The 18,345-nt window shown below is 63.0% G+C and carries 15 protein-coding genes; 7 read left to right on the top strand and 8 right to left on the bottom strand.

Translation table 11 applies throughout. The features are described 5' to 3' along the window. Positions 1 to 197: 197 nt before the first annotated feature. The 5 genes from X756_RS145700 to X756_RS145720 all read left to right on the top strand — a co-directional run bounded on the left by X756_RS145700 (position 198) and on the right by X756_RS145720 (position 7,959). A complete protein-coding gene (locus X756_RS145700) occupies positions 198 to 1,775 on the top strand; it encodes a trimethylamine methyltransferase family protein (protein ID WP_023730701.1) in 1,578 nt (525 codons plus the stop codon). Between the two features lie 153 nt (positions 1,776 to 1,928). After that, on the top strand, positions 1,929 to 2,393 hold the full coding sequence (locus X756_RS145705; protein WP_023744721.1) for a DUF559 domain-containing protein: 465 nt from the start codon (positions 1,929 to 1,931) through the stop codon (positions 2,391 to 2,393). A gap of 18 nt (positions 2,394 to 2,411) precedes the next feature. Continuing rightward, positions 2,412 to 4,982 carry an FAD-dependent oxidoreductase gene (locus X756_RS145710; RefSeq protein WP_023730699.1) on the top strand — a complete coding sequence of 857 codons (2,571 nt, stop codon included), beginning with the start codon at positions 2,412 to 2,414 and terminating at the stop codon, positions 4,980 to 4,982. Positions 4,983 to 5,066: 84 nt separating this feature from the next. Further along, entirely contained in the window at positions 5,067 to 6,596 is a 1,530-nt protein-coding gene (locus X756_RS145715) for a glycosyltransferase family 39 protein (RefSeq protein WP_023730698.1), read from the top strand. A gap of 55 nt (positions 6,597 to 6,651) precedes the next feature. After that, positions 6,652 to 7,959, top strand: a complete 1,308-nt coding sequence (locus X756_RS145720; RefSeq protein ID WP_050589289.1) for a Xaa-Pro peptidase family protein — start codon at positions 6,652 to 6,654, stop codon at positions 7,957 to 7,959. Here X756_RS145720 and X756_RS145725 read toward each other — a convergent pair. Both X756_RS145725 and X756_RS145730 read right to left on the bottom strand, forming a co-directional pair. Then, positions 7,924 to 8,751 (bottom strand): PhnD/SsuA/transferrin family substrate-binding protein, encoded by an 828-nt coding sequence (locus X756_RS145725; RefSeq protein WP_023730696.1) that lies wholly within the window; start codon positions 8,749 to 8,751, stop codon positions 7,924 to 7,926. The two genes, X756_RS145720 and X756_RS145725, sit on opposite strands and share 36 nt — an antisense overlap. 91 nt (positions 8,752 to 8,842) lie before the next feature. Next, the gene (locus X756_RS145730) at positions 8,843 to 9,853 is read right to left on the bottom strand and encodes a fatty acid desaturase (protein ID WP_031197693.1); all 1,011 of its coding nucleotides are present in this window, start codon (positions 9,851 to 9,853) and stop codon (positions 8,843 to 8,845) included. A gap of 223 nt (positions 9,854 to 10,076) precedes the next feature. On the opposite strand from X756_RS145730, the gene X756_RS145735 reads away from it, so the two are divergent. Together X756_RS145735 and bmt are read left to right on the top strand one after the other, a co-directional pair. Continuing rightward, complete coding sequence (locus X756_RS145735) at positions 10,077 to 10,934, top strand: helix-turn-helix transcriptional regulator (protein ID WP_023681768.1); 858 nt, start codon at positions 10,077 to 10,079, stop codon at positions 10,932 to 10,934. Positions 10,935 to 11,049: 115 nt separating this feature from the next. Continuing rightward, positions 11,050 to 12,072 (top strand): betaine--homocysteine S-methyltransferase, encoded by a 1,023-nt coding sequence (bmt, locus tag X756_RS145740; RefSeq protein ID WP_023730695.1) that lies wholly within the window; start codon positions 11,050 to 11,052, stop codon positions 12,070 to 12,072. 8 nt (positions 12,073 to 12,080) lie between these two features. Here bmt and X756_RS145745 read toward each other — a convergent pair whose 3' ends face one another. The 6 genes from X756_RS145745 to X756_RS145770 all read right to left on the bottom strand — a co-directional run bounded on the left by X756_RS145745 (position 12,081) and on the right by X756_RS145770 (position 18,280). Continuing rightward, positions 12,081 to 12,347, bottom strand: coding sequence for a hypothetical protein (locus tag X756_RS145745; protein WP_023753429.1), 267 nt, complete (start codon positions 12,345 to 12,347; stop codon positions 12,081 to 12,083). Positions 12,348 to 12,587: 240 nt separating this feature from the next. Beyond that, a complete protein-coding gene (locus X756_RS145750; protein WP_023730694.1) occupies positions 12,588 to 14,699 on the bottom strand; it encodes a VWA domain-containing protein in 2,112 nt (703 codons plus the stop codon). Positions 14,700 to 14,701: 2 nt separating this feature from the next. After that, positions 14,702 to 15,262: an RNA polymerase sigma factor gene (locus X756_RS145755; RefSeq protein WP_023696454.1), complete on the bottom strand. Its 561-nt coding sequence runs from the start codon at positions 15,260 to 15,262 to the stop codon at positions 14,702 to 14,704. Positions 15,263 to 15,477: 215 nt separating this feature from the next. Further along, the gene (locus X756_RS145760) at positions 15,478 to 16,656 is read right to left on the bottom strand and encodes an NAD(P)/FAD-dependent oxidoreductase (RefSeq protein ID WP_023730693.1); all 1,179 of its coding nucleotides are present in this window, start codon (positions 16,654 to 16,656) and stop codon (positions 15,478 to 15,480) included. A gap of 95 nt (positions 16,657 to 16,751) precedes the next feature. Continuing rightward, positions 16,752 to 17,489 (bottom strand): dienelactone hydrolase family protein, encoded by a 738-nt coding sequence (locus X756_RS145765; protein ID WP_023730692.1) that lies wholly within the window; start codon positions 17,487 to 17,489, stop codon positions 16,752 to 16,754. 104 nt (positions 17,490 to 17,593) lie between these two features. Further along, positions 17,594 to 18,280, bottom strand: coding sequence for a 4Fe-4S dicluster domain-containing protein (locus X756_RS145770; RefSeq protein ID WP_023730691.1), 687 nt, complete (start codon positions 18,278 to 18,280; stop codon positions 17,594 to 17,596). Positions 18,281 to 18,345: the final 65 nt, after the last annotated feature.

Raw genomic sequence — 18,345 nt, 5'->3', positions numbered from 1 at the left:
GGGCCGCGCCTGAAATCCCCTTGCGCCAAGAGCCGCAGTGGGCGCGTCCTGTCCGCCAATCCCCGGCAAGGTTGTCAACTATCGGACTGCCGTTCGGGCATGTCGCTTCCCTCGTCCTAGTGGTCGCCGCCTCCGCAATGGTCGGACAGCCGCCGGTCCATTATGCCGCCCGCTACCAGCATCGTACGAGGACCATCATGACCGCCGCCCTGCATCCAGCCGAACCGACTTTGGCAACCGACCGTGCCCGTCGCGGTGGCCGTGCGGGCAAGCGCGCCGGCGGCTCGGCCGCCTTCGAACAGCCGGCTTTTCGGCAACTGAGAAATCCGCTAACGCCGACCAAGCTGGTCTCTGACGACGAGCTGGAATCGATCCACCTCGCCTCGCTGCGCGTCTTGAGGGAAATAGGCGTCGACGTACTGCATGACGAAGCGCGCCGCATCATGAAGGAAAATGGCGCTGATGTCCGCGAGGGCAGCGAGCGCGTGCGCTTCGACAGCGACATGATCCTCGATCTCATCTCCAACTGCCCGTCGGAATTCACGCTCCATGCCCGCAACCCGGCACACAATGTGCGCTTCGGCGGCAACAATGTGATCCTGTCGATGATGGCGTCGGCACCGAACTGCTCCGACCTCGATCGCGGCCGCCGTCCGGGCAACCAGCAGGACTACCGCAACTTCCTGCGCCTGGCGCAGATGCACAACATCCTGAACTGCACCGGCGGCTACCCGGTCGAGCCGACCGACATCCACCCGTCGGTGCGCCACCTCGAATGCATCCGCGACCTCGCCACGCTGACCGACAAGGTGTTCCACATCTATTCGCTCGGCAAGGAGCGCAATGTCGACGGCATCGAGATCGCCAGGATCGCCCGCGGCATCAGCCATGAGCAGATGCTCGAAGAGCCGTCCGTCTTCACCATCATCAACACCAATTCGCCGCTGAAACTGGATGTGCCGATGATGGAAGGCATCATCCAGATGTCGAGCAAGGGTCAGGTCGTCGTCATCACGCCCTTCACCCTGTCCGGCGCGATGGCGCCGGTGACCATCGCCGGTGCGCTGGTGCAGCAAAATGCCGAGGCGCTGTCCGGCATCGCCTTTGCCCAGATGGTGAGAAAGGGCGCGCCGGTTGGCTATGGCGGCTTCACCTCGAATGTCGACATGAAGTCAGGCTCGCCGGCCTTCGGCACGCCTGAATATATGAAGGCGCAGCTTGTCGGCGGCCAGCTTGCCCGCCGTTACAAGATCCCCTACCGCACCTCCAATACCTGCGCCGCCAACACCGTCGACGCGCAGGCAGCCTATGAAAGCGTGTTCTCGCTGTGGGGCGCCATCCAGGGCGGCGGCAATCTGATGATGCACGGCGCCGGCTGGCTCGAAGGCGGCCTGCGCTGTTCCTACGAGAAGACCATCCTGGACATCGACCTGTTGCAGATGGTGGCCGAGTTCCTCACCCCGCTCGACCTGTCCGACGAAGCGCTCGGCTTCGACGCCATCCAGTCGGTCGGCCCCGGCGGCCATTTCTTCGGCACCCAGCACACGCAGGACCGCTACAAGACAGCCTTCTACTCGCCCATCCTCTCCGACTGGCGCAATTTCGAGACCTGGGCCGAAGCCGGATCGCCGACCGCGCTGGAAAAGGCCAACAAGGTCTGGAAGGAGCGGCTGGCATCCTACGAGGAACCTTATATGGACCCGGCGATCCGCGAAGAGCTCAACGACTTCGTCGAAAAGCGCACGTCCGAAGGCGGCGCGCCGACCGATTTTTGATCAATGTTGTTGATGAACAGTCGACCCCCACTCCGTCGAGCTTCGCTCGACACCTCTCCCCCGATCGACGGGGGAGAGGAAAGGCGCGAGCCTATGCAAGGGCGCGAAGTTATGCGGGCTGGCTCCCTTCCTCTCCCTCCGGAGGGGGGAGAGGTGGCGCCGGGAAGCGGCGACGGAGTGGGGGAAGGCGCTGGTCAAACCCGCAGTCGCCGCAAGAATGGCACTACCCTGCGAGCCAGAAAACTTAGACAAGGTGACAATCAGGCCGAAGCTCTGCTTTGGCCTGAGTTGAAAGCCCGCAAACTTGGCGGCTACAAATTCACGCGACAGTTCTCTATCCGACCATACTTTGCAGACTTCGCCTGCCGCGAAAAATGGCTTGTCGTGGAAATCGACGGCCATCAACACGCCGGCAGCTCCTATGACTGTCGCCGTGACGATTTCATGCGCGCGCAAGGCTATTCGATCCTGCGTGTTTGGAACCATGACGTCCTGAACCATCGCACTTCCGTCTGCGAAACCATCCTTGCCGCGCTTGATGGCAGGTTGGCCGAGAACGTCGCTGCGGCCGATCTCCGCTTTGTTTTCACGCCCCGCCCATTCGATTCAATCTCTTAAAAAACGGACCTATCTCTCATGAAATCTCATGTAAAAGCGGTTGTCATTGGCGGCGGCGTCGTTGGCTGCTCGGTGCTCTATCACCTGGCCAAGGCCGGCTGGACCGACATCATGCTGATCGAGCGGTCCGAGCTCACCTCCGGCTCGTCCTGGCACGCAGCCGGCGGCTTCCACACGCTGAACGGCGATCCCAACGTCGCCAAGCTGCAGGCCTATACGGTGCAGCTCTACAAGGAGATCGAGGAAATCTCCGGCCAGTCCTGCTCGCTGCATCTGACCGGCGGCGTGATGATGGCCGATACGCCCGAGCGCATGGATTTTCTGCGCCTGGCCCACGCCAAGGGCCGCTATCTCGGCATGGACACCGAGCTGATCACGCCCTCCGAAGCCAAGGCGATGTTCCCGCTGATGGACGAGACCAATTTCGTCGGCGCCATGTGGGATCCGGTCGAAGGCCATCTCGATCCCTCCGGCACGACGATCGCCTACTCCAAAGCGGCCAAGAAGCTGGGCGCCGAGATCGTGCTGCGCAACCGCGTCGTCGAACTGACGCAGGAAGTTGACGGCACCTGGAACGTCGTCACTGAACAGGGCACCGTCCACGCCGAGCATGTCGTCAACTGCGGCGGCCTGTGGGCGCGCGAGATCGGCCGCATGGTCGGGGTCGAACTGCCGGTGCTGGCCATGGAGCACATGTACCTGCTCACCGAGCCGATGCCCGAGGTCGAAGAGTTCAACAAATCGACCGGCCGCGAGATGATCGGCGTGCTCGACTTCAAGGGCGAGATCTACACCCGACAAGAGCGCAACGGCATCCTGCTCGGCACCTATGAAAAGGCCTGCAAGCCATGGTCGCCGGTCAACACGCCGTGGGATTTCGGCCATGAACTGCTGCCGCCCGACCTCGACCGCATCGCGCCGTCGCTGGAGATCGGCTTCAAGCATTTCCCCGGCATCGAGAAAGCCGGCATCAAGCAGATCATCAACGGCCCCTTCACCTTCGCGCTCGACGGAAATCCGCTGGTCGGGCCGGTGCAGGGTCTGACCAATTTCTGGTGCGCCTGCGCCGTCATGGCCGGCTTCAGCCAGGGCGGCGGCGTCGGCCTCGCGCTGTCCAACTGGATGGTGCATGGCGATCCCGGCTTCGACGTCTGGGGCATGGATGTCGCCCGCTTCGGCGAGTGGGCCGGCCTGCGCTACACCAACGCAAAGGTGCGCGAAAACTATTCGCGCCGCTTCTCCATCCGCTTCCCCAATGAAGAGCTGCCGGCTGCGCGTCCGGCGCAGACGACGCCGCTCTATGACACGATGCTCGCCAACAACGCCGTCATGGGCGATAGCTGGGGCCTGGAGACCCCGCTGTGGTTCGCGCCAAAGGGCAAGGAGCCGAAGGACGTCGTCTCCTTCCACCGCTCAAACGATTTCGGTCCTATCGGCGAGGAAGTGCGCGCCACGCGCGAACGCGTCGGCGTCACCGAAATCGCCAACTTCGCCAAATACGAAGTGTCGGGACCTGCGGCTGAGGATTTCCTCAACCGGCTGATGACCAACCGCATGCCGAAGATCGGCCGCATCGTGCTGACGCCAATGATCAGCGAATTCGGCAAGCTGATCGGCGACTTCACCATCGCCAAGGCAGGCGAAGACAGATTTATGATCTGGGGCTCTTCCGCCGCGCAGAAATACCACATGCGCTGGTTCGAAAAGCACCTGCCGAAGGATGGTTCGGTGCGCATCCACCGCTTCGATCAGACGCTCGTCGGCCTGTCGATCGCCGGGCCGAAATCGCGCGACCTCTTGCAGAACCTGGTCGATGTCGACATCTCGACGAAAGCTTTCCGCTTCATGGATTTCCGCGAAATGGCGGTCGGCGGCGCGCCCTGCATGGTCAACCGCATCACCTATACCGGCGATCTCGGCTACGAGATCTGGATGGCGCCGGCCTATGAGCGTCTGGTCTACAAGGCCATCAAGGACGCCGGAGAGGAATTTGGCCTCGTCGATTTCGGTATGCGTGCGCTGCTCTCCATGCGCCTGGAGAAGAACTTCCCGACCTGGTACCGCGAGCTGCGCCCGATCTACGGGCCGTTCGAAGGCGCGATGGACCGCTTCATCAAGCTGGAGAAGAACGACTTCATCGGCCGCGAGGCCGCCGCCAAGGAACAGGCGGAAGGGCCGAAACTGCGCCGCGTTTCCTTCATCGTCGACGCGGCCGACGCCGACGTCATGGGCGACGAGCCGATCTGGGCCAAGGTCGGCAAGGACTATGGCACGGTGGAAAAGCCGCATGGCTATGGCGCGCCGCGCTTCGACATGGCGGGCAAGGAAGTGCGTGGCTCGAAGGCTGCCGAAGGCGCTTCCGCCGTGCGCGGCATCGTAGACGGCGACTGGCGCGTGGTCGGCTGGGTCACCTCGGGCGGTTATGCGCACTATGTACAGAAGTCGATGGCGCAGGGCTATGTGCCGGCGGCACTCGCCGAGGACGAAGGTGCCGGACTGTTCGAGATCGAAATCCTCGGCCACCGGCGTCCGGCGCGCATCAATGTCGAGGCGCCCTTCGACCCCAGCGGCGAGAAGATGCGGACCTGAAAAGGCGACAGGGAGCGTGAGATCGTGTAAGGGGCCTTCGGCAGTTGGCCGCAGGCATTTTCCCTCAATGAGAAGACGATCCCCTTGCAGTATCTAGAGAAATGGACGGACTGGCTCTGCGAAGGCAAGGTCGGTCCCTTCAACGCCGCACTGGTCTGCGTCGCGGTCTATTGCGTCGTCCAGATCGTGGTGATGGCGCTGCTGTCCCATGTCGTAGGAACCGGTGTCGGCGTCGACGATTCCGAACAGCTGATGTACATGCACTACCTCTGGGCTGGCTATGGCGGCTCGCAGCCGCCGCTCTACACCTGGCTTGCCCGCCTCGTCGCCGCCGTGGTCGGAACGAACATCCTCGCGCTCAAGATCGTGAAGTACCTGCTGATCGGAGCGGCGCTGGCGTCGGCTTTCATCGCTGTCCGCCGCCTGGGCTATTCCAGCCGCGCTGGCGCCGCCGCATTGTTTGGCCTGCTGTTGTTTCCGCAGATGGTGTGGGAGATGCAGCACGCCCTCACCCACTCGATCGCCGCTTTCTGTTTTTCAGTGGTGCTGTTTCTTGCGCTCGTCGAACTGGTGCAGCGGCGTTCGCTGGCCACCTATGTGCTGTTTGGCGTGGCGATGACCGCCGCCATCCTGTCGAAATACAACAACGCGATCTTTCTCGGCGCGCTGATCCTGTCCACCCTGTCGCTGCGCGAAACGCGCGGCGTCATCCTCAACCGCCGGTTTTCGATCAGCCTTGTCGTGGCGGTGCTGCTTTGCCTGCCGACGCTCTACTGGAACCTGACCTACACCGACCAGTTGCTGTCGCACAGCGGCGGCTTCGGCATGGGCAGAGGAGAAAGCGCCATACAAACCGCATTCTACGGAATGCGCGGACTGGGCAAGGCTATCCTGTATTTCGCCGTGTTACCGGCCGGCATATTCGTCGCGGCTTTGCTCATCGCATGGAAAAAGCCGGCGCCGGCTCTGCAACCGGCGCCATGGACCGAGAAACTGGTGTGGCGCACCATCGCTTTTGCCCTGGCGATGACCATCGTGCTCGTCCTGGCGAGCGGGACGACGCAATTTCGCGATCGCTGGATGCTTCCCATCCTTGTGTTGCTGCCGGTCGCGCTGGCCTTGCAGATGGATGCCAGAGGCGACAAGGGAAGGAAGGTGCAGGACGTCGTCGTCTTTGTCGGCGCAACGCTTGCCATCCTCGTGCTGCCGGTGACCTGGTACACGCACCTCAATGGCGGCGACAGCCGCGGCAGCATCGTGCGTGTCGACTACCAGTCGCTCTATGGCCAGCTGACGGCAAACGGTCCGGTTCGCTCGGCGATATCGAGCTGGCACTGGGTGGGAAATCTGCGTCTTGTCGATCCCGATCTGGTCGTGCTCGACGACGAGATGCCGGACTTCGGCCATTTGCTGATCGAGCCGGCGGTGCTCGTGATGGCCAATGACAAGGAACCTCCCGAGGGCATCCTGCGGGCCTTGAGCGAGGCCGGCTATGTCGCTGACGGCTCGCCGCAGCAGTTGGTCGTTCCGATGCTGTTCGACAGCGAGCCGCCCACCCGCACGCTGACGGTCACGCGGCTGAAGAAAGCGGCCGCGGGCGCAGCGCCACAGTAAGTCGGCAGGGAGGCGTCGGGTGGAGAAACAAGGGTTCGGCCGTCACCGCAAGATCATGCCGTTCGAGCCCGGCTCCGTCGAAGCCTTGCGCGAAACATCGCGCCAGAAGGCGGCGTCGCTGAACCAGCATCTGCTGGGCTATGGCGCGCTGGCTGAAGCCGAATGGCAAGCGGCAGGCATCGCCGCGCCCGATCTTGCCGCGATGCGCAAATACCGGCTCGAGCGCCTCCGCGCCGAACTGAGGCGCCGAAACTACGCCGGCGCGCTGCTCTACGACCCCGTCAACATCCGCTACGCCACCGATTCGACCAACATGCAGCTGTGGGTCGCGCACAATCCGACCCGCCACTGCTTCGTCGCCACTGAGGGACCCGTGGTGCTGTTCGACTATTTCTCCTGCGAGCATCTGTCCGATCATTCCGGCGTCGTCGACGAGGTGCGGCCGGCAGTGTCGTGGATGTATCTCTATGGCGGCGAGCTGACCGAGCACAAAGTCCGCCGCTGGGCGGCCGGCATCGCCGATCTGGTCAAGGAGCATGGCGGCGGCAACAGCCGCATTGCGGTCGACCACATCAACCCGGAAGGCGTCGAGGAACTCGCCCGGCTCGGCATTTCGATCGGCAATGGCGAAGCGGTGATGGAAAATTCGCGGCTGATCAAATCGCCGGACGAGATCCTCGCCATGCGCCGCGCAATCGTCGCTTGCGAAGCGGCGATGGGTGAAATGGAGAAGGCGCTAACGCCGGGCATTTCCGAAAACGAATTGTGGGCCGAACTCCACCGCGGCAACATTGCGCGCGGCGGCGAATGGATCGAGACCCGGCTGCTGGCCTCGGGGCCGCGCACCAATCCGTGGTTCCAGGAATGCTCATCGCGCGTGATCGAAGCAGGCGACCTCGTCGCCTTCGACACCGACCTGATCGGTCCCTACGGCTTCTGCGCCGATCTCTCCCGCACCTGGCTTTGCGGTGACGCCAGGCCGTCGAACGAGCAGCGCGACCTGTTCCGCATTGCCGCCGACCAGATCGCCCACAACACGCAATTGATGCAGCCCGGCATGTCCTTTCGCGACCTGGTCGAACGCTCCGTGGTGCCGCCGGGAGATTGCTTCCCGGCGCGCTACGGCGTGCTCTATCACGGCGTCGGCCTCGCCGACGAGTATCCAACCCTGCCACATGCCAGCGACTGGACGCCGGACACGCCCGACGGCGTGCTGGAGCCGGGAATGGTCCTGTGCGTGGAAAGCTATATCGGCCGTCTCGGCGGCCATGAGGGCGTCAAGATCGAGGAACAGATCCTGATCACCGAGACCGGTAACGAGCAGCTTTCAACCTACCCGTTGGATGCGAGGCTGCTCGGCTGATCCGGCAAGCGCCTCGCGCAGAGCCTTGAGCGTCTTTTCCGGCGTCGTCCTGGCGGTGATGTAGGGCAGGCCTTTGCGCCTTGCCGTCCAGCCGACGACCTTCACGGCGTTTGCCGCAGGTTCGAAACGCTGCGCCAGCGCCCAGCTCTCACAGTCGATGGCAGCTATATCCGCCTTGCCCTCGGCGACCGCGACGATCGAGCCGCGATGGCCACCGCTTTCGCTGCGCGAGGGACACATATCCAGGCTTTCGCCGGCGGCCTGCAGGTCGCGCGCCAGTGCAATGATGCCCGACATCGAATCGAGGCTGTTGTAGGTAAAACGCTTGCCGCGCATCAGATCGAGCGGCAGCGAGGCTTTGCCATCCGCGGGCGAGCGAACCTCCGGTCCCTCGCCCGTCCGCATCACCAGCGCGCTCGAATAGAGTTCGCCTTCGCCGCCCTCGTAAGCGTCGTAGCTCGGCTGGCCGACCACCTGCACATGCTTGCTCAGGCCGAGTTCCATCGGCCCCCAGCAGGTCTGCGCGAACAGCAGCGCCGGATGCAGCCAAAGCTGGTGATGGTCGAGTTCGTCCGGCGGCAGTATCGCCGGATTGGGCGCGATCAGTCTGCCCTCGGCGTCGTGGATACCGCCCGGCACCGGCGGCAGGTCGCCATTGCGGCGCACGATTGTCTGCGGCCCATCGACGCCCTTGTGCCGAAAAGCATCGCGCAACGCTGCCCATTGCGCGTCGACCTCGCCGCGCACTTCGGGCCAGTCATACATCGGCAATGCCGCAACCAAATCACTCATGCCGACACTCAATCATCATGGCTCGGGAAAGGATCGCAAAAACGCGGCGTCCAATCAGAATTGGCCGACACGGGTTCGGGAAGTCCGGGGATTATTCCTTCGGCGGCTCGGCCGGAACCGGCGCGCTGCCAAGCCCGCTGATGCTGCGCGCCCTGATGCGCGGCTTGAACGCCCTGCCCGGCTCGGGCTGGCGGCGCAGCACCGGGTGCACGATCGGCTCCTTGGCCTTGAAGGCGTAGGCTTTGATCAGTGCGAAATAGTTCGGATAGGCGTAGCCATTGTTCATCCGCAGCCACTCGTCGCGGCGGTCGGCAAACAGTTTTGGCAGCCTGTACCAGGCAACGGTCGGGGTCTTGTGGTGAACGAAGTGCAGATTGTTGTTGAGGAACAGGAACGACAGCGGCGAGCGCTCGATGATCACCGTGCGTCCTTCAGGGTGCTCGGACCACTGATGTTCGGCGAAAGTCCGGACCGCGATCAGCGACTGGCCGAGCCAGACCGGCACCAGAATGTAGAGCCATACCGGAATGCCGAAGCCGAACTGCACGATCGGCACCACGATGGCGAGGCCGATCGCATGCAGCAGCCATGCCTTGCCGATCACCTTGTCGCCGGCAATCACATGCCTGGCGTCGTCGACGAAGAAACCGATGCAGGACAGCCAGGGGCCGAGAAAGAAACGGCCGGCCATGGTGTTGTTGATCTTGAGCAGGAATTTCATCGTCGGCGGCAGATCGTCATGCATCCACAACGCCTGGTAATAGCTCTCGGGATCGTCGAGCGGATCGGTCAGGCGCTCGTCGGCGTGGTGGCGCAAATGGAGCGTCTTGAAGCGACGGAACGGCCAGACCAGGCCGATCGGCAGGAAGACGAAGGCTTCGTTGATGAGCGCGCTGCGCGTCGGATGGCCATGCAGCACTTCGTGCATGATCGACGACTGCAAGGCCAGGATGAAGCCGAGGAGAAGAAGTGCCGGGGTCGGATAAGAGGGCCAGAGCAGGAGCCCGGCAGCGAGCCACATTCCGTAACAGAAGAAAGCGAGGACCACGGTCGGCCACTCGATGGCCGCTGCGTCGCGTCGCTTGATGCGCTTGCCTGTCATGCTGTCGACCACTGTCCCTCAGTCGCCGGAATTGTTCCTGACAGCATAGTGTCAGGAGAAGCGATTCCGCTCAACGAGACAAAGTGTACAAAATGTTGCGATTGCGCATTTTTGGCCGCAGATGTTATACATTGTAAACAACCCTACGGATTCATTTACGCTGGAAGTGCTGATTCGACGGCTCGGGCGCAAATTTTTCCTAAGAGAGTGCGGAGAACGAACAGTGGACAAACGGGACCTTTCGGCAATCTTCCGGGAGCGCCTGAAGCTGCTCCTGACACGGTCCGATCTCAACCAGTCAGCTTTCGCGTCAGCAGTCGGCATCGACCGGTCGGCGCTGTCGCAACTGATGTCCGGCGCCTCGACGCGCCTGCCACGCGCCGAAACGCTGCTCAACATCGCCGCCGAATTCAAGATCTCGCTGGACTGGCTGCTCGGCCTCTCCCAGGACGAAGGCGTCACCGGCGAAATCCGCGAAAGCCTGGAGATCGAAGAGGCGCCCGACGGCTTCGACCGCACGCTGCTCGCCAAATGGTTCGCCGAGGCCGCAGGCACCAAGATCCGCTATGTGCCGGCCGGCATTCCCGATCTCCTGCGCACACGCCAGCTGGTCGACTACGAAGCCAACATCACCAACCGCAGCCGTCTGGCGCAGGCCAGCGAGACGCAGTACCGCATCGAGTACAACCGGCGCCCTGAGACCGACATGGAGGTCTGCATGCCGCGCCATACGCTTGAGATCTTTGCCCGCGGCCTGGGCGTCTGGGACCGCTTTCCCGAGGCTGACCGCCGGCAGCAGCTTGCCCATATGGCGACGCTGCTTGACGATCTCTACCCCACCTTCCGCCTGTTCCTCTATGACGGCCGCATGCGCTATTCCATCCCGCTGACCATCTTCGGCCCTTATCGCGCCGCCATCTATGTCGGCGACATGTATGTCGTGCTGAACGCCACCCAGCCGGTCCAAGCGCTGACCCAGCATTTCGACAATCTGATCCGGGCCGCCGACATCAACCCGCATGAGGCCGCCGCCTACGCGCGCAATCTGGCCGGCGCGTCATTTCCATCGGGTTCTGCCTGATCCCCAACGCCCCGGAAAGGTGCGCCGCGCGGCAATTGCAGGTCGCAAACACATTGACTGGACATAAAGACTTCTTTATATCCTTATTCCATTCAAATATCTGAAAGTCGATCCGATGCCCGCCAACAATCCCATCGATGCTCTGCTGGCCGAAAAGGGCGTGCTGCTCGCCGATGGCGCCACCGGCACCAATCTGTTCGCCATGGGTCTGGAGGCCGGCGAAGCGCCGGAGTTGCTGAACGAGGCAGCGCCCGACACCATCACCAGCCTGCACCAGAATTTCGTCGACGCCGGCGCCGATATCATCCTCACCAACTCGTTCGGCGGCACCCGCCACCGGCTGAAGCTGCATCATGCGCAGGACCGCGTGCATGCGCTGAACAAGCGCGCCGCCGAGATTGCCCGCGCGGTCGCCGACAAGGCCGACAGGAAAGTCATCGTCGCCGGCTCGGTCGGTCCGACCGGCGAGTTGCTGGTGCCGCTCGGCGCCATGACCTATGACGAAGCAGTCGAGGCTTTTGCCGAGCAGATCGAGGGTCTCAAGGAAGGCGGCGCCGAAGTCGCCTGGATCGAGACCATGTCTGCGCCGGACGAAATCCGCGCCGCGGCGGAGGCCGCCATCCGCGTCGGCCTGCCCTACACCTATACCGGTTCGTTCGACACTGCCGGCCGCACCATGATGGGCCTGCTGCCCAAGGATATCCACGGCGTCGTCGACGGACTTTCAGAGACACCGCTCGGTGTCGGCGCCAATTGCGGTGTCGGCGCCTCCGACATCCTGGCCTCGCTGCTCGACATGACCGAGGCGAAGCCGGAAGCGACGGTGATCGTCAAGGGCAATTGCGGCATTCCCGAATTTCGTGGCACCGAGATCCATTATTCCGGCACGCCGGAGCTGATGGCCGACTATGTCCGGCTGGCGGTGGATGGCGGCGCGAAGATCATCGGTGGCTGCTGCGGCACGTCGTTCCAGCACCTTGCCGCCATGCGCAAGGCGCTCGACGCGCACACCAAATCCGAACGCCCGACCGTCGCGGCGATCGTCGAGCGCATCGGTCCGATGCGCAACAAGGTGGCGACGGAAAACACCGCCGAGACCAGCGAAGCCCGCCGCGAACGCCGCCGCACCCGGGCCTGATATCGAACTTATTCGCTGTTTTCAGCGTAACGCGATAGCGCCGTCTTGAAATCCAGGGCGGTGCTGTCGGCGCTTTCATTCATCGTCACCAGGTCACCCGACGACTGCGGATTGCCGATCTGCTCCAGCATGACGCGAAAGCGGTCATTGGTCAGCGCCGACTTTGCGGTATTCCGGGCTGCGTCGACGTCATCCATGATGCGCCTGGATTCTGGCGACAGCGTTCCCGACGCCTGCGTGTGTCTCACCGCCGGCGTCGTGTTTCCAATGTTCATGATCTGCAATTCCCGGCTCCCCAAGCCCAGTCCCGACCCCATGCAATAATAGCAGGGCATTGCGATGACGTTCCGGAAAAGCCGCGCAATTTAACGATCAGGCGGATCATCTGTGCGCTTCGGATCAATCGATCCGAAAAAAGGCCGGCAGGATTTCCCCCGCCGGCCTGCCTCACCCGCCCGTAGCCGGTTCCCCGTATCAGAACGACCCCCGTCTGAAAGGAACCGGCTGTATTGCCACTACCGGTTACCGCCGAGCGCCGAGGCAAGGCGCACAAGCGAAAGGAACTCGGACCTGTACCCAAACGGGTCGGCTCCTCGGGCGGCGGTGGCAATCTCCATGATCTTGTCGTAGCCGAACTTCGCGGTCGCATCCTCGTCGCGCAGCTTCTGGCCGAAGGCGGCGACAGCGACGGAGAAACGCTGGTCGGTGCTGGCCTGGTCGAAGGACGCGACCTCGTTGGCCGACGTCACCGGCGTGGTGATCAGCTTCGAGACGTCTTCGTTCGGCAGCTTGTAGCGGATTTTCACGAAGGCATATTCGTCGGCGTTGGCGACGCCGCCATTGTCGACCGCGGCCTGGCCGTAGCGCAGCGGATCCATCTGCTCGCCGCCAGTGCCCTTCGGCGTGATCTCGTAGATGGCGGTCACCGAATGACCGGAGCCGATATCGCCGGCATCGACGCGGTCATTGTTGAAGTCCTCGCGGTTCAAGGCGCGGGTTTCATAGCCGATCAGCCGGTACTCCGAGACCTTGTCCGGATTGAACTCGACCTGGATCTTGACGTCCTTGGCGATGGTGAACAGCGTCGAGGAGGCATCCTCGACCAGAACCTTCTCGGCCTCGGCCAGCGTGTCGATATAGGCGGCGGTGCCGTTGCCGTTCTGGGCGATGGTCTGCATCATCTGGTCGTTCAGATTGCCGCGTCCAAAGCCGAACACCGACAGGAAGACGCCGGTCTTGCGCTCCTGCTCGATCAGCCGCTTCAGATCGTCGTCATCGGTCTGGCCGACATTGAAGTCGCCGTCCGTGGCCAGCATCACACGGTTGATGCCATCCTTGACGAAGGACTGCTGGGCAAGCTTGTAGGCTTCCTTGATGCCCGCCTCGCCGGCCGTCGAGCCGCCGGGCGACAGATTGTCGATGGCGTTGAGGATCTTGTCCTTCTCGGTGACCTTGGTCGGCATCAACACGGTGCCGGCGTCACCGGCATAGGTGACGATCGAGATGGTGTCGTCCGCCTTGAGCTTGCTGACCAGCAGCCGGAAAGCCGACTTGAGCAGCGGCAGTTTGTCCGGCTCGTCCATCGAACCCGACACGTCGATCAGGAACACCAGATTGGCCTTGGGCTGCTCGACCGGCTTGATGTCGAAACCCTTGATGGCGACGTGCATCAGCTTGGTGTGCCCGTTCCACGGCGTCGGCATGACGCTGACGGTCGAGTTGAACGGCGTCGACGCGGAGTCCGGACCCTTCCAGTCATAGGGGAAGTAATTGACCATCTCCTCGACGCGCACCGTATCGGCTTGCGGCAGGTAGCCCTGCTTCAGCGAACCGCGCACGAAGGAATAGGAGGCGGTGTCGACGTCGATCGAGAAGGTCGAGACCGGATCCTGAAGCGCTGCATGCACCGGATTGGTCTTGAAATCCTCGACGCGGTCGCGGTTTGGCTCCTGCGGCGCTATCTGGTCGGCCGGCATCGTCGAAGGCTGCGCCAGGTACTTGGACTCGGTCGCGCCGGCCATGCGGTCGACCCGCGCGCCGCCGGCCGGAGCAGCGGTGCCGTCAAGCGAAAACTCGCGGCTCTCAACTGGCGCAGGCTCGGCCAACACGCCGCGCCCCAGCGCATCCTGCTGCGCAGGGGCGACAGCAACGGTCGATTCGGGCTTCGGCGGCGCGGGCGGCGTAAGCGTCGTAGTGGTGTCGCGGCTTCGCACATCGGCGTCGGCCTTCTTGTCGCCTTCAGGCGCCTGCTTTTCTTTTACCGGCGCGTTGATCGCCGGCCCATTGGTTGCCGGCTTGTCGGCCAGCGTCTCAGTGATCTTCTCGTCGCTACCGAACGGCAACGGCTGTTCCCTCAGGATGTGGAAGGTGGCGTATCCGGCGATCGGCAGGGCGACGAGCCCGGCAATGGCTGGCGTGGCGATGAGTTTCTTTTGCATGATCTCGCTCCAGAGCTTTTGTGCTCGCTCTGTGAGACGAAGCCCGCCGACCGATCCTTGGGTGACGGCAGAAATATTTTCCTGATCATAAGCGCGCATGGCGGCTTCGAAGGCGCGTGTCTTCGCGCTCTCGCCCGGCGCCGGTACTGCTGCGTCGCGCAGCCTGTTGAGTTCGTTGTCGTCGACCATGGTCACACTTCCCCGGCTGAACGCATCAACGTCTTCAGCCGTTTCTTCGCTTCATGGATGTGCCAGGAAACCGTCGTCTCCGAGATTGCCATCGCCTCGGCGGCGGCCGCATGGCTCAAACCTTCGCCATAGACCAGAAGTACTGCATCGCGCTGCTTGTCCGGCAATTGCCGCACCGCTGCCCAGAGCGCCTCAGTCGGATCTTCGGGCTCGGCGGATGCCTCTCCCGATATCATGCTGTAGGCGCCGAAAGCCTCGGTCTTGACGTTTTCGCGCGTCGTCTTGCGCATCATGTCGCGCGCCGCGTTCAGCGTCACGGAATAGAGCCATGTCGTAAACGCGCCGCCGCCGCGGTAGTCGCGGATCGCCTTGCCGAGACGGACACAGACCTCCTGGGCGATGTCTTCGGCATCGGCCTTCTTTCCGCACCAGCGATAGGCGGCGCGATAGACGAAGTCGTAGTGCCGCTCCAGCAATTTGCCGAAGGCACCCCTGTCTCCGCCCTTCGCCCGCCCGATCAATTCGGCGTCGGAGGCTTCGCTTTCATCCAGCATCATCGCCATCATTTGCCTGTTGGACGAAGGCTAATGGCCAATCCTTGGGGTTATGGAAAGATTTTTTTCCGAGGCGACGGATGCACGCGCAACAGGTGCGCTGAGATTCAGGTGAGGCCGAGCCGAAAACGATGGATTTCGAGAACCGGAGTGGAGCGTACTTTTGGTACGCGAGCACCGGAAGCACTGAAAGCCGTCGTTTGCAGGCCGGCCTCACCCGAATATCAGCACACCTGGCCCGAGGCCCAGCCGGACGACCAAGCCCACTGAAAATTATAGCCGCCCAGCCAGCCCGTGACATCGACGACTTCGCCGATGAAAAACAGCCCCGGCACGGATTTCGCCTGCATCGTCTTCTGATCGAGCCCGTTGGTATCGACACCGCCAAGCGTCACTTCCGCCGTGCGGTAACCCTCGGAGCCGGCCGGCTTGATGCGCCAGTCGTTGACGGCGGCTTCGACGGTTTTCATTTGCAGGTCTGTCAAATCAGCGAGATTGCCATCGATCCCACTGCGCTCGGCGACTGCTTGCGCAAGGCGCTTCGGCAAATGGTTTGCAAGCACCGTCTGCACCGCTTGCCTGCCGTTGACGCGCCGGGCGGCGCGAAGCAGTTCCGCCACATCCCTCCCCGGCAGCATGGCGATGCGGATCTCGTCGCCCTCGCGCCAATAGGACGATATTTGCAGGATGGAAGGCCCGCTCAAGCCGCGATGCGTAAACAGCATCGCTTCTGAAAACCGCGTCTTGCCGCAGGCGACTTCGGCATCGACGGCATTGCCGGCCAAAGGCGCCAGCCGCTCCAGCGTTCTTGCGTCGAAGGTAAGCGGCACCAGCGCCGGCCGTGTTTCCACCACCGCAAGGCCGAATTGCGCCGCAAGCTCGTAGCCGAAACCGGACGCGCCCATTTTGGGGATCGACTTGCCCCCGCAAGCCACGACTAACGAGTTGCAAGCGACGCTGCCAGCGGAGAGCGTCAGCACAAACCCGTCCGCGGTCTTGCTGACGTTCCTCACCTCGGTCGACAACGCCAGTTCCACACCCCAATCCTGCATGTCGGAAACCAGCATGTCGATGACCTGGCGCGCCGAGCCGTCGCAAAACAGCTGTCCCAGCGTCTTCTCGTGATAGGCAATGCCATGGCGTTCGACGAGCGCGATGAAGTCGCCTTGCGTGTAGCGGCTGAGCGCCGAAATGCAGAAATGCGGATTGCCGGAGATGAAATTCTTCGGGCTGGTGTGGATGTTGGTGAAATTGCAGCGGCCACCGCCGGAGATGCGGATCTTCTCGCCGGGCTTTGCCGCGTGATCGAGCACCAGGACCGAGCGGCCGCGCTTGCCCGCCTCGATGGCGCACATCATTCCGGCCGCACCGGCGCCGATCACCACGACATCATAGGATTGCATCAGGCTGTTCGTTCCCGCTCGACTGGCGCTGTTTTAACAGGCCGCGCCAATCGTGCAGTCTCTACCCGTTCGTTGCGACTTCAGGCAACGCCTCGTTAGATCAGCGTCTCGGCGAACAGCGTCGTCAGTCGCTTCCAATGACGTTCGGCGCCGGCCGCGTTGAAGACGCTGTGGTCCGACACGCACCAGCCATGCGCCATGCCGGCATAGTTTTCGATGGCGTGGTCGACCTCCGCCACGCGCAGCGCCTCGACCAGCCGCGCCGACTGCTCCGGCGGAAAGCTGCGGTCGACGCCCGATGTCCCGACATAGACGCGCGCCTTGATCATTGCGGCCTTGCGGTGCGGGCTGTCGGCGGCATCGCTGGCCAGATTGCCGCCATGGAAGCTCGCCGCCGCCACGATGCGATCGGGATAGGTTGCAGCCGCATTCAAAGCCCGCGCCCCGCCCATGCAGTAACCGACGACACCGACCGGTCCGGTGACACCTTCAGCGGTAAGCGTGTCGAGGAACGCCCTGCTGTCGCGGATGGTCATGTCCTGTGTCGTGCCGTGGACCAACGCCGTCAGCGCGACCTTGGTCTCCTCGACGACGAAAGCGGTCTTGGGCTCGAACGGCCCGTAGGGTGCTTTGCGATAGAAAAGATCCGGCACCAGCACGGCATAGCCCTCGCCTGCCAGCCGTTCCGCCATTGCGTCGAGCGCCGGTCGCGGACCGAAAGCGTCCATATAGAGAATGATGCCGGCCCTGGACGAGGAAGCGGTCGCCGAGCGGAACAGCCCGGCTTTCGCCACGCCGTCCTCGGTTTTTATCTCAATGTCCTGCTTCGCCATGGCGCGCCCCGTTGATTGTCGTGTGATACATATAAGCAGGCATTGTCAGGGCAAGCCGTTCCCTGACAATCCCGTTCAACACTTTGTGCGGGCTTTCGACCCGGCTACAGGCCGGCAAACGCCGTCATGTGAAAGGCCTGAACCTCAGGCGGATAGCGATGGGCCGTGCCATACGGACAGGCGTTGCGGTCGAGGCAGCCGCCGCCGCGGCATGGTTCGCCCTTCGATCCCCGCACATGCGCCAGGCAAGCCTGATGAGCGAAACCATCCGCGGAATAGGCGTCAACCGGACAGGATTTCAGGCAAGGTTTTGCAACACAGGCGTCGCAAAGGTGAATCGCTTCGCGACGTTCAGGAAGCGCGATCTCATCCTCGAACAGCAACGCGCCGCGATAGGCATGCCAGAGCCCGTACTGCGGATGCATCAGGATGCCCAGCGGCGACGGTCTCAGCCCCTCCGCTCGCATCGCCCATTGCTGGAACGGCAGATAAGGTCTGTCCGAAGGCGAAACGGCGCGCGCGCCGAATTTCTCCGCCACCGCACCGATCACTTCGCGCGACCATGTGTCGAGCGGATTAGCAATGGTTTGCGGTTGCCGGTCGCGCCAGCGCAGGAAATGCGGCCAGGGTGCCGCTCCCGCCTGCCCGACCAACAGCACGGATTTGGCAGGGGCGGCTGAAGGGCCATGCGGCGGCGTTTCGCTTGTTGCGAAATTGAAGCCGCCGCGCAGGATGAGGCCGTCGGCGGAAAGCGCGGCCGCTATCTCGTCAGCCCGGCGCCGCGCAATCATCCCTTCTTGTCCGGGTCGGAGAAAGCGCTCCGCCAGACTTCCTTGTGGATGATGTTGGCGACTTT

Source organism: Mesorhizobium sp. LNJC405B00, from assembly GCF_000502615.1.
In the GTDB taxonomy this organism is placed as follows: Bacteria; Pseudomonadota; Alphaproteobacteria; order Rhizobiales; family Rhizobiaceae; genus Mesorhizobium.
The sequence above is the reverse complement of the archived record's forward strand: the minus strand, read 5'-3'. Positions and strand labels throughout refer to the sequence as shown.